Origin of the sequence: Corynebacterium sp. ACRPJ (genome assembly GCF_022347345.1) — a bacterium.
GTDB lineage: Bacteria > Actinomycetota > Actinomycetes > Mycobacteriales > Mycobacteriaceae > Corynebacterium > Corynebacterium tuberculostearicum_D.
The window spans coordinates 24,269-36,601 of record NZ_JAKRNC010000001.1 but is presented as its reverse complement, the minus strand read 5'-3'; the positions used below and the strand labels follow the sequence as shown (position 1 = coordinate 36,601).

General features: G+C 58.5%; 11 protein-coding genes. 10 read left to right on the top strand and 1 reads right to left on the bottom strand.

Annotated elements, in window-relative coordinates:
- From thyX to MHY08_RS00150, 6 genes are all read left to right on the top strand, one after another.
- Window positions 1–747: an FAD-dependent thymidylate synthase gene (thyX, locus tag MHY08_RS00175; RefSeq protein WP_150851383.1), complete on the top strand. Its 747-nt coding sequence runs from the start codon at window positions 1–3 to the stop codon at window positions 745–747.
- A gap of 56 nt (window positions 748–803) precedes the next feature.
- Window positions 804–1,712 carry a 4-hydroxy-tetrahydrodipicolinate synthase gene (dapA, locus tag MHY08_RS00170; protein ID WP_239234618.1) on the top strand — a complete coding sequence of 303 codons (909 nt, stop codon included), beginning with the start codon at window positions 804–806 and terminating at the stop codon, window positions 1,710–1,712.
- A gap of 2 nt (window positions 1,713–1,714) precedes the next feature.
- A complete protein-coding gene (locus tag MHY08_RS00165) occupies window positions 1,715–3,865 on the top strand; it encodes a ribonuclease J (RefSeq protein ID WP_239234616.1) in 2,151 nt (716 codons plus the stop codon).
- A 58-nt stretch (window positions 3,866–3,923) separates the two neighbouring features.
- Window positions 3,924–4,559 (top strand): TIGR03085 family metal-binding protein, encoded by a 636-nt coding sequence (locus tag MHY08_RS00160; protein WP_239234614.1) that lies wholly within the window; start codon window positions 3,924–3,926, stop codon window positions 4,557–4,559.
- A 217-nt stretch (window positions 4,560–4,776) separates the two neighbouring features.
- The gene (locus tag MHY08_RS00155) at window positions 4,777–8,103 is read left to right on the top strand and encodes a DNA translocase FtsK 4TM domain-containing protein (protein ID WP_370658776.1); all 3,327 of its coding nucleotides are present in this window, start codon (window positions 4,777–4,779) and stop codon (window positions 8,101–8,103) included.
- Window positions 8,104–8,272: 169 nt separating this feature from the next.
- Window positions 8,273–9,394, top strand: a complete 1,122-nt coding sequence (locus MHY08_RS00150) for a TerC family protein (protein WP_204608649.1) — start codon at window positions 8,273–8,275, stop codon at window positions 9,392–9,394.
- Here MHY08_RS00150 and MHY08_RS00145 read toward each other — a convergent pair.
- A complete protein-coding gene (locus tag MHY08_RS00145; RefSeq protein WP_204608652.1) occupies window positions 9,391–9,678 on the bottom strand; it encodes a YciI family protein in 288 nt (95 codons plus the stop codon). The two genes, MHY08_RS00150 and MHY08_RS00145, sit on opposite strands and share 4 nt — an antisense overlap.
- Window positions 9,679–9,737: 59 nt before the next feature.
- Between MHY08_RS00145 and pgsA the strand changes: the two genes are divergently transcribed.
- From pgsA to MHY08_RS00125, 4 genes are all read left to right on the top strand, one after another.
- A complete protein-coding gene (gene pgsA, locus MHY08_RS00140; RefSeq protein WP_204608654.1) occupies window positions 9,738–10,322 on the top strand; it encodes a CDP-diacylglycerol--glycerol-3-phosphate 3-phosphatidyltransferase in 585 nt (194 codons plus the stop codon).
- Between the two features lie 7 nt (window positions 10,323–10,329).
- A complete protein-coding gene (locus MHY08_RS00135) occupies window positions 10,330–10,827 on the top strand; it encodes a CinA family protein (RefSeq protein WP_239228337.1) in 498 nt (165 codons plus the stop codon).
- 26 nt (window positions 10,828–10,853) lie between these two features.
- A complete protein-coding gene (locus tag MHY08_RS00130; protein ID WP_204611423.1) occupies window positions 10,854–11,216 on the top strand; it encodes a helix-turn-helix domain-containing protein in 363 nt (120 codons plus the stop codon).
- Window positions 11,217–11,400: 184 nt separating this feature from the next.
- Entirely contained in the window at window positions 11,401–12,261 is an 861-nt protein-coding gene (locus MHY08_RS00125) for a PspA/IM30 family protein (protein WP_005325125.1), read from the top strand.
- Window positions 12,262–12,333 lie beyond the last annotated feature (72 nt).

Genomic DNA, 12,333 nt, shown 5'->3' with positions numbered 1-12,333 from the left:
ATGGCTAAAGCAAGTGAGCTAGATATTCAGCTCATTGCCGCAACACAGTTCCACGCCCCGCAGGGCGTGGAGTGGCACGCGGATGACTCGGCCTCTGATGGGGAAGCACTCGTTGAGTTCGCTGGACGGGCGTGCTACGAGTCTTTTGATAAGCCAAACCCCCGAACGGCAACCAATGAAGCCTACCTGCACCACATCATGGAGGTAGGCCATACTGCGTTGCTTGAGCATGCCACGGCCACCATGTACATCACGGGGCTATCGCGGTCGGCGAGCCATGAGCTCGTGCGGCACCGGCACTTTTCTTTCTCGCAGCTCTCCCAGCGCTTCGTTCACCCGGAGGAGACCGAGGTGGTTCTACCAAAACTGGTAGCCGAAGACGAGCAACTAAGTCGATTGGTCATGCAGGCGGTTGATGAAACCCGCTTTGTCTACGATGAACTGCTTAGCGCACTGGAAGAGAAGCTGGATGAGCCCAACGCTCTCCTGCGCAAGAAGCAGGCCCGTCAGGCGGCGCGTGCCGTGCTACCAAACGCCACAGAAACTCGCATTGTAGTCACTGGCAACTATCGCGCTTGGCGGCACTTTATTGGTGCACGGGCCGCCGAGCAGGCCGATGAGGAGCTCCGCCATGTTGCGGTGGAGTGCCTGAAACTGCTGCAAAGCAAGGCGCCAGTGCTCTTTGATGATTTCAATATCACCACTCTGGCTGATGGAACCCAGATGGCGGCAAGCCCCTACGCCTAACACGCGCGTGACCCCGATGCGGCTAATTGCAAGCCAAAAGGGTAATCTTGACGGCTATGAGCACAGGTATGACAGCAAAGACTGGCGTCGACACCTTTGGACGCATCGGCGTCGCCATGGTCACCCCGTTTGACCGTGACGGTGCGCTGGACGTTGCAGCAGGTCGTCGCCTAGCAGCTCATCTCGTTGACAATGGCGTTGATTCGCTCATCCTAGGTGGAACCACCGGCGAATCACCGACCACTTCAGTTGAAGAGAAGCTGGAGCTGCTCAAAGCCGTAAAGGAAGAAGTAGGAGACCGCGCAAAGCTTTGTGCCGGTGCCGGAACGAATGACACCGCAACCTCCATTAAGTTGGCTCAGGCCACCGCTGACGCGGGGGCAGACAGCCTGCTGGTGGTAACTCCGTACTACTCCAAGCCTTCTCAAAAGGGCGTTTACGAGCACTTTGCCGCAGTCGCGCAAGCCACGGATCTACCGATCTGTGTCTATGACATCCCTGGCCGCTCGGGCATCCCAGTGGCGCCGGATACCCTCCGCCGCCTTGCGGATTTGCCGACCATCCAAGCCGTAAAGGACGCCAAGGGCGACCTTCCTGCGGCCGCAGAACTCATCCAAGAAACCGGTTTGGCTTGGTATTCCGGTGATGATCCGATCAACCTGCCGTGGCTTTCCCTCGGCGCATCTGGTTTCATCTCCGTTATCGGCCATGTTGCACCGCGTGCCTTGGTAGAACTTTATGAAGCTTTCGACGCGGGCGATATGGCCTGCGCCCGAGAAATCAATGTCACTACGCTCCTTCCGCTAACCCATGCACAAGCTCGGTTGGGTGGAGCGACGTTTGCAAAGGAAGCCCTGCGCCTGCAGGGCATCGAAGTTGGCGATACCCGTCTTCCTATCACCGCTGCGAGCGGGGAGGAACGCGAGGAACTTCGCCGTGATCTGGAACAATCTGGAGTCCTCTAAGAATGAATGAACCCCGTAACCGTTCCCGCAAGGTGACCCGCAAGGCGGGCCCACCGGCGGAAAACGAAACCGCCTCCAACGAGGCGGCTTCGCCAGTTTTCCAAGCCCCAGCAACTGACGCGGGCAATTCCGCGCAGGATAATTCCGCTCAGGGCGACAAGGATAATTCTGGCAAGAAGAATTCTTCCGACAACAACAACGAAGGTGGCGGCAACAACCGTCGCTCCCGTTCCCGTGGCAGCCGCGGCCGTGGCCGTGGTGGCAACGGCAATGGCAATGGCAATAACCACGGTGGAAACAATAACCACGGCGGCAAGAACGGCAATGGAAACGGAAAGAACGGCAACGGTAAGGGCCGCGGCCGCAACAACCGTGGCCGCCGCAACGTGCCCAAGTCTATGCAGGGCGCGGATCTGACCAAGCGCCTGCCGGAGCCACCGAAGCAGCCAAAGGATGCCCTGCGTATTTACGCTCTGGGCGGTATCTCGGAGATCGGCCGCAATATGACCGTCTTCGAGTACGGCGATGACCTCATCATCATTGACTGTGGTGTGCTCTTCCCATCCTCTGGTGAGCCAGGCGTGGACCTCATCCTGCCTGACTTCGGCCCCATTGAGAAGAAGATCCACAAGGTCAAGGCCCTCGTCGTTACCCACGCGCACGAGGATCACATTGGTGCAATACCGTGGCTGCTCAAGCTGCGTCCGGATATCCCCATCGTTGCTTCCCGCTTCACCATCGCGCTCATTGCTGCAAAGTGTAAGGAGCACCGCCAGAAGCCGAAGTTCGTCGAGGTTAATGAAAAGTCTGACGTAACCTACGGTCCGTTCCGCGTGCGCTTCTGGGCAGTCAACCACTCCGTGCCGGATGCTTTGGGCATCATGCTGGGAACCCCAGCCGGCAACATCATCCACACCGGTGACATCAAGCTGGACCAGACCCCGCTGGATAATCGTCCAACGGATCTCCCCGCTCTGTCCCGCTATGGTGATGAGGGCGTTGACCTCATGCTGTGCGATTCCACCAACGCTACGGTCCCTGGTGTATCGGCATCTGAAGGCGATATTCCTGCCAACTTCAAGCGGCTCGTCGCCGGCGCTAAGCAGCGCGTAATCTTGGCGTCCTTCGCCTCCAACGTTTACCGTGTCCAGGCAGCTATCGACGCCGCTGTGGCAAACGGCCGCAAGGTGGCCTTCAATGGCCGTTCGATGATGCGCAACATGGAAATCGCAGAGAAGATGGGCTTCTTGAAGGTTCCACGCGGCACCATCATCCCCATCGATGAGGCTGCCAAGATGGCTCCGCATAAGACCATGCTGATTACCACCGGTACGCAGGGTGAGCCAATGGCAGCTCTGTCGCGTATGGCCCGCCGCGAGCACCGCCAGATTACCGTCCGCGATGGCGATACCATCATCTTCTCTTCCTCGCTCATTCCGGGCAACGAAGAGGCCGTCTACGGCGTCATCAACATGCTGTCCCAGATCGGTGCCAACGTTATTACCAACCAGGATGTAAAGGTGCACGCCTCCGGTCACGGTTACGCTGGCGAACTGCTCTTCCTGTACAACGCAGCGCGCCCGCGCAACGCTATGCCGGTACACGGCGAGTGGCGCCACCTGCGCGCCAATAAGGAACTGGCTATCTCCACCGGTGTGGATCGCGACCGTACGGTGCTGGCACAAAACGGCGTCGTCGTGGACCTGCGCAAGGGTCGCGCCGAGGTCGTAGGCCAGATGCAGGTGGGCAACCTGTACGTCGACGGCGTGTCTATGGGTGACGTGGACGCTGACACCTTGGCTGATCGCACCAACCTGGGTACCGGCGGCGTGGTTTCTATCACCTGTGTGATTGATAACCGCACCTCGCGCCTGCTGGAGCACCCAACGGTATCTACCACAGGCTTCTCCGATGATGACCGCGGCATCGTGCCGGAGGTTGCGGAGATGGTGGAAAACACCATGAACGATCTCGCCGCTGAAGGCGAGAATGATACTTACCGCATGGTGCAGAAGCTGCGCCGTAAGGTATCCAAGCTCATGGATTCCAAGTACAAGCGCGAGCCGGTCATTCTGCCGACCATCGTGCCGACGAATTCCGGTCCTTTGGTTACCGATGAAGAAGACGTTGACGCTTCTCGCGAGTCCCTGTAAATAGCACGGGTACCTCGCGCTAAGCGAAAGCAAGCCCCAGCATGCCAGCTAGCTCGGTATGCTGGGGCTTATGTCGTTTTCTTCTGCTGAGCGCGCCAAACTGGTAGCGCTATTTCATAAGCTTGGTCCCGATGCCCCTACCTTGTGCGAGGGCTGGACAACCCGGGACTTGGCCGTACATTTGTGGGTGCGGGAAAACCGCCCCGATGCCGCCGCCGGCATCTTCGTCAACGCGCTGTCCGGCCGGCTGGAAAAGGAATCACGTAAGGTGGCCGACCGCGACTTTGATGAGTTGGTTGATGACTGGGGGAGGGGACCAGCTGCCTATAACCCCGTCCGGTTCGTGGATGCACAGCAAAACTTTGTGGAGCACTTTGTTCACCACGAGGATATTCGCCGGGCTAATGGCATGGGCCCGCGCGACTTTTCGGCTCGCATCAAGCAGCAGATGCATAGCTATCTAAAGCTCTTGGCTAAGGTGGCCCTGCGCAAATCTGAACGTCCGGTGATTCTGCAGCCGGAAGGATTGCCGCGAATCGTTGCCGCAGATACCCATGGCGTGGCGGATAAGGGCGATGCCGTGGTCCGCGTTTCGGGCGAGGTAGGCGAGCTCATCCTCTGGTCCTTCGGGCGTGATGCTGCTGAAGTCAAGGTTGAAGGTGATGCCGGCGCCATCGTAAAGTCAATTCTCTAATCTTGTTTTAGTTGCAGTTTCTTAGCTTTTGGGTGCGTGGGAAGCGTTCTCCGTGAGATTGTGGGGCCAGACGTTAGGGAAACGCGTGTGGTTAATGTGATTTATGGGGTGGCGCGGTTAAGGTAGAGGCATGTCTGTCAAAAATGCCTCTTCGCGCGGAACGCGCCGAAAGTCGAATCGTTCACGGCCGTCGGGCCGCAGCCGGTCCGGTGCTGGCATGCCGGAAAGCCTGGCTATGACGTCTTCGCATCGGCGCGCGGCGGCGACCTCGCAGGAACGTACGGGCAGTGCGTTTCGGGCCGTCGGCAAGGGCTTGGGCGTTGCCTTTGGTGCCACGGCCCGCGGCATGGGAAATATGGCGCGGGGCGTAAGCCATGGCGTGGCCGGGCTCAAGCCCAGCGAAGACTTATATGACACCGAGGAGTACGAGACGACGAGGGAGCCGGAAGAAATTTCTGCACGCGGGGAGAAAAAGAAGAAGAGCAAGGTTACTCGGGCGCGCGATGTAGCCGCAGAAGAAGAGCTTTCTGCCATGGAAGTAAGCGAGGAAGAATCGCGCGGTATTCAGGTGAAAAATCCTGATGCGGTGGCGCTCGTTTTGATCGGCATTGCCATCGTGCTTGCGGCTACCGTCTGGTTTGGCGTTGCCGGCCAAGTAGGCGCCTGGGTGGGCAATATCGTCCGCTATGTCATTGGTGCAGGCGCCTGGGTGCTGCCGGTTGCGCTAGTGGCCTTGGCCATTGCCTTGATGATGGACATCTCTGGTCCAGCGGGGCACTTTAAGCCGCGCATTGTGGGCGGTATTAGCATTATCGTCCTTGCCATGCTCAGTTTGATCCACATCTTTGCTGGTACCCCTGAGCTCGGCTTTACCCCGGACAGCGCCGGTGGTGCCGGCGGTGTAATCGGCTACGCCATTGGCGGCCTTCTGGAGACGGCCTTCACCTCTTTCGTCGCTGTGCCGTTGCTTTTCCTCGTCATTATCTACGGCGCCCTATTGGTCACCGGCATTACTATCCGCGAGGCCTATGAGTTGGTGGCTGATGCCATTTCTGCGGCCTTTTCCCGCTTTGGCGGCGCGGACGAGGACTATTACGACGAAGAGGGCGATGACCTCTACGGCCACGTCACCGGCGATATTGATGACATCGCAGAAGGCCGTGAGCGCAGCGAGCGCCCAGCACGACCTGCAGCCAAGCGCCGTTCCTCTGAGCGTGGTGGAAGCCTGCGCGCTTTCCGACGCCCCACTGAAGACCCCGCCCCGCGTGGTTCTTCTTATCCGGTGGATTCTCCTGCTGCAGCAGAGGAGGAACATGCCACCCGCGCCTTTAGCGCACCAACGCGAGGCGGGTTCCAGTCCGTGTCTAACGCGGCTGAGAAGCCGGTCTCTCGTGACATCGGGGATACCGATGAGATCCCGGTGGTAGACGACGCCGCTGCGTCGTCGCCGGAACAACCGGCTTCCGGGGATCCGGAACCGACCCGAGTGCTGGGCACTACTCGTCAACGCCCCACTTCCCCTTCTACCCGCTCGGCTACGGCAGCAGGTGCTGATGCTGGCACTGCCGCCGGTAACGCAATTGGCTCGGCCGCTGGTGCGGCTGCGGGCGCTGCCGGTGCTGCGGGAGCAGCAAGTGGCGCAGCAAAGACTGCTGCTGCGGGTGCTGCCGGTGCCGCTGGCGCTGCGGCAGCCGGTGCAGCTGCAGGCGCTGCTGGATCCGCGGTGGAAGGAAGCGCTGATGCAGTATCGTCCGCGCACGAGAAGGCCCGCCAACTCTTCCGCGAGCGCTCCGGACGCGACGCTACGACCGGCGCACAGGTGGACTCCACCGAGCCTGCGGCCGAGGCCGCAGGGGACCCGGGTACTTCTGCTGTTCCTGCGCCGGCCGCACAGTTTGGCAACGAGAATTACGCGGTTCCCACCACGGACCTGCTGACCCCGGGCACTCCGGCCAAGGAGCGCACGGAGATTAATGACCGCATCATTGAGGCCATCACCGATGTCTTCGAAGAGTTCAAGGTCGATGCCCAGGTAACCGGCTTTAGCCGTGGCCCAACAGTGACCCGTTATGAAATCGAGCTGGGACCAGGCGTCAAGGTATCGAAGATTACGAACCTGCAGTCCAATCTGGCCTACGCCGTGGCCACGGATAATCTACGTTTGCTCACGCCCATCCCCGGCAAGTCGGCCGTTGGCATTGAGGTTCCGAACCCAGATCGTGAAATGGTGCACCTGCGCGAGGTGCTTGATGCGCCCAGCATGATCAGCTCGCCGGATCCCATGCTCATCGGTTTGGGTAAGGACATCGAAGGCGAATACACCTCGTTCTCGGTACAAAAGATGCCGCACTTGCTAGTCGCCGGTGCTACCGGTTCCGGTAAGTCGGCTTTCGTCAACTCCATGTTGGTCTCGCTGCTAACCCGAGCCACCCCTGAGCAGGTTCGCCTCATCCTGGTAGACCCGAAGATGGTGGAACTTACCCCGTACGAGGGCATTCCGCACTTGATCACGCCCATCATTACCCAGCCGAAGAAGGCCGCAGCAGCCCTGCAGTGGCTGGTGGAGGAGATGGAGCAGCGCTACATGGATATGAAGGCTGCTCGCGTACGCAAGATCGAGGACTATAACCGCAAGGTTGTCTCCGGCGAATACCAGGCGCCGGCAGGCTCCGAGCGCGAGGTACGCCCGTACCCGTACATCGTCTGTGTCGTCGACGAGCTGGCGGACCTGATGATGACCGCGCCAAAGGAGATTGAGGACTCCATCGTCCGCATCACCCAGAAGGCGCGTGCCGCCGGTATTCACCTCGTCCTTGCAACCCAGCGCCCGTCCGTTGACGTGGTGACCGGTCTGATTAAGACCAACGTGCCTTCACGCTTGGCCTTTGCGACGTCCTCACTGACGGACTCTCGCGTTATCTTGGACCAGGGCGGCGCGGAAAAGCTCATTGGTATGGGCGATGGCCTCTTCATTCCGCAGGGCAAGCGTCCCGTGCGTATGCAGGGCGCATTCGTCTCGGATGATGAAGTCATGGCGGTTGTCGATGCCGCCAAGTCGCAGGCCGCGCCGAACTACACCGAGGGCGTGACTGAAGAGAAGCAATCCGAGGCCAAGCAGGAAATCGATGAGGAAATTGGCAAGGACATGGACGACCTCCTCGAGGCCGTCGAGCTGGTGGTCACCGCCCAGTTGGGCTCGACTTCTATGTTGCAGCGCAAGCTGCGCATCGGGTTTGCCAAGGCCGGCCGCCTCATGGACCTGATGGAATCTCGTGGCGTGGTCGGACCGTCCGAAGGCTCCAAGGCCCGCGAGGTTCTGGTGAAACCGGAAGAGCTCGATACCATCATCTGGATGATCAAGGGCGCCGACCCTGCCGAAGCCCCGAAGGAGATTCAGGATGAGATGCAGCAGCAAGAGCAGGAGGAAGCTGCCGCTACTTCCGACGCCGATTCTTCCGCAGGCGCCGATTCCTCCCCGCAGGGCGATGCCGGCGACACCCGTACCGTCCAGACAACGTATAACCCTTCGGCAGGCGCCTTCTAAGATCGTGTAAAGTTGAACGAGTCTTGGAGGGGAGTACCCCATCTTTCGGCATCGATCGTCAGCACGGTAGCGTTACGCTCCCGGTCGTGCCGGCCCGGCGGAAATTGGTTCGCCGGGCGGGGGAGACCTCCGGTCATTTTGTTGTATCTTCGACCGGAGGGATGTACCAATGCATGTGCCATTGTGGATCTGGGCGATTTCCATCATCGTCATTCTTGGATTCTTTGTTTTTGATTTCTACTCCCACGTGCGCACCCCGCACGAGCCGACGCTGAAGGAATCCGGGTTCTGGACCCTGTTCTATGTCGGTATCGCTTTACTTTTTGGTGCCGGCGTGTGGGCCATATGGGATCACGAGCACGGCATCCAATACCTCACGGGTTACGTGACAGAGAAGGCGCTATCCGTAGATAACCTCTTTGTTTTTGCGCTTATCATGGGCGCCTTCAAGATCCCGCGGAAGTACCAGCAAAAGGTATTGCTCATCGGTATCGTCATCGCCTTGGCATGCCGCTTGGTATTTATCCTTTTGGGTGCTGCGGTCATCGCGGCATGGTCCGATATCTTCTACCTGTTCGCGATATTCCTCCTCTACACAGCGATCAAGCTCATCGTCGATGAGATTCGGGACGCCCCCGAAACCGATCCCAATGACATGGGCATCATCAAGCTGATCCGCAAGGTAGTCCATGTGACCCCGCGCTACCACGGCGATAAGCTCACGCACCGCGTGGAAGATTCTTCGGGCAAGCGTAAATTCGCGTTCACCCCGCTATTTATCGCGTTGGTGTCCATTGGTCTTATCGACGTGATGTTTGCCTTTGACTCCATCCCAGCCATCTACGGCATTACCTCAGAAGCGTTCTTGGTCTTTACCACCAATGCCTTCTCCCTCATGGGCTTGCGCCAGATGTACTTCCTGCTGGATGGCCTGTTGGATCGCTTGGTGTACCTGCCCTATGGTTTGGGCATCATCTTGGGCTTCATCGGTGTGAAGCTCATGTTCCATGCGCTGCATGAGAATAACTTGCCGTTTGTAAACGGCGGCGAGAACGTGGAGTCCATCCCAGAATTTTCCACCATTACCTCACTTATCGTGATCGTGGGCGTCCTGGTTATTACGGTTATCGCCTCGATTATTAAAAACAAGCGCGATGAGAACCAAGGCGGAGTACCGGTATCGCACAATCACTTCGACTGGGACGAGGAAGGCAATAAGATCGTCCGCAACAAGAAGGGTGAATTCTTGGGCAAGGCCGAAGACCTGCCCAAGGAAGAGCTACCGCACTAGAAGCGGGCGTTGACGGGATTCCATTCGCGGAAGCTGCGGCCGGTAATGCAGCCTGCCTGGTAGAAGGGGTCTTTGTCCATGAGGGCGATGGCGTCGGCGACCACTGCGTCGTCGGCAAGCCCCACGATGATGAGCGCGCCGCCCTTGGAATCCGTCAACGGGCCGGTGGCAATGATGGTGCCCTCCTCAAAAAGCTGCGCGGTAAACTCGCGGTGCGCGGGGCGGGCCTTAGCAATCTCAGGATTATTGGGGTTGTAGTCGTAGCTAACAGCAAAATACTTCATGCTTCGCATTTTAAAATGCAGGGGCATCCAAGCGCAGGTGCTTGGTGCTAACAGGTAGTATGTATAACGTGAATCAACCCGGAACACAGTCAGCGCAATCCTCGGATGTGAATCCACAGGTATCCAATTGGAACCTGCCAAATATTCTCACCAGCCTGCGCATTCTTTTCATTCCGGTTTTCGCATGGCTAGTTATTGCCGGCCATGAATGGTGGGCTTTTGGCCTATTTGCGGCCCTAATGCTCACAGATAAGCTCGACGGGGACATCGCACGTGCCCGTGGCCTTATCACCAATTTTGGCAAGATTGCTGATCCCATCGCGGATAAAGCGCTTATGACTACCGCACTGGTATGCCTCAACATCATTGGGGTACTGCCAGTGTGGATTACCGTGGTCATTCTCATTCGAGAGTTTGGAATCACCATCTGGCGTATGGTTTTGTTGCGCCGCGGCAAGGTCGTTCCTGCTTCGAAGGGCGGCAAGCTGAAGACTGTATTGCAATCCCTAGCAGTGGGGCTGTACCTGTGGCCCTTGCCGGAGTGGATGGACGTACCTACCTTCCTAGTGATGCTTTTGGCCGCAGTGGTGACCGTGGTTACCGGCGTTCAGTACCTCATCGACGGCAAGAAGCAGAATAGCTAGGTAGTTCATGAGCTCCATGGCGGCCCGCCTCGTATCTGAACTCACCGAGCGCGGCGAAACTTTGTCCTTTTGTGAGTCACTTACTGCTGGGTTGGCCAGTGCCACGGTGGCTTCTGTCCCTGGAGCTTCGGCTGTGTTGCGCGGAGGGCTTGTAACATATGCCACCGAGGTGAAGTCCCACTTTTTGCACCAGCCGGTAGCCGATATCGAAGCGGTCGGTGTGGTTTCTGGGCAGACCGCCCTTGCAATGGCCCGCGCGGCGGTGGCAGAAACCGGTGCGGACTGGGGGATAGGCCTTACCGGAGTGGCAGGACCAGACCTACAAGAAGGCAAGGCGGCCGGCACGGTCTATATCGGAATTTATTCTCCTAGCGGAGTCATTTTTTCGCAGCAGCTTTCCGGGTTGGGGAAAGAGCGAAACGAAGTCAGAGAGGCCACGGTCGAAGCCGCCTTGCGTCTACTGCGCGCAACTTTGGAAGAAAATCCGGCACTGCGGGAACAATAACGAGACAAGGAGCGTTGACTATAGTGATGAACACTTCTACTGCAGTCCTCGAACACCCGGTAAACGGCGCTGTTGCACCAGCGGCGCCCGCCACTGCTCGTACCCCTGAGCCGCTATTGCGTGAGGCTCTTGGGTTGACGCTGCGCGCCTTCCGCGCGGACAAGGGAGTGACCCTGCGCGAATTGGCCGGGGTGGCCCGCGTGTCGCCGGGTTACCTTTCGGAGCTTGAACGCGGCCGCAAGGAGGTCTCCTCTGAGCTTCTTGCGTCGGTGTGCCACGCGTTGGATTGCTCGGTCTCTGATGTACTGATTGAAGCCGCCGGTTACATGACTCTGCCCTCCATGGATGAGGAGCTTGCTCATACGGCACCTGCCGCATCAGAGCTTTAGCCCACAGCGGTCTATGTCAACAGCCGGCCTACTCTCTTGCGAGGAAGGTCGGCTGTGGTGGTTAAGGGGGACGTCGGCAAGCGCCCGCGACCGCGGGGAGTACAAGCGGCGGAAACAGCGCTTCGCTAGTATAAACAGCAGAACATTACGCACATTTTTTAACCTAGAAAGGTTGAAGCACACCATGGCGAACCCATTTGTTAAGGGCTGGAAGTACCTGATGGCACTCTTCGATAATAAGATCGAGGAAAACGCCGATCCGAAGGTGCAGATCGAGCAGGCTATTGAAGATGCTCAGCGCCAGCACCAGGAGCTGTCTCAGCAGGCGGCCGCCGTGATTGGTAACCAGCGTCAGCTGGAAATGCAGCTTAACCGCCGTTTGGCAGAGGTAGAAAAGCTGCAGGGCAATGCTCGCCAGGCTCTGGAATTGGCTGATCAGGCCCGTGCTAAGGGCGATGAAAATAAGGCCGTGGAGTACGAGAACGCGGCTGAGGCCTTCGCCGCCCAGCTGGTTACGGCTGAGGAGTCCGTGGAGGATACCAAGAAGCTGCACGACCAGGCACTGCAGCAGGCAGAAAAGGCCAAGAATGCGGTTCAGCGTAATAACGCCGCGCTGCGCGAAAAGGTCAATGAGCGCTCCAAGCTGCTTTCCCAGCTGGAGCAGGCAAAGATGCAGGAAAAGGTCTCTGAGTCTTTGAACTCCATGAACGAGCTGACCGCCAATGGCAATACGCCGTCTCTGGATGCTGTGCGCGATAAGATTGAGCGCCGTTACTCCAAGGCACTCGGCCAGGCTGAGCTTGCTGAGAACTCCGTGGAAAACCGCATGGCCGAGGTACAACAAGCTGGTATTCAGATGGCCGGTCATTCCCGCTTGGAGCAGATTCGCAGCGAAATGAACTCTTCTAAGTCCGTGGAAGGCAATAAGGCTCAGGCTATTGAGGGCAATAAAGCGTCTGGCTCTGCTGCCGACAACGCTGCTCAGCCAGGCAGTGCCAATAACGATGCTGTGCAGGCCCGGCTGCGTGAGCTGCGCGGGGAGTAAACCCCGACTGTCTTTTAAATAGCTATCGCCTCCCTCGGCCATCATGTGGTGGTGCAAGGGAGGCGATAACTT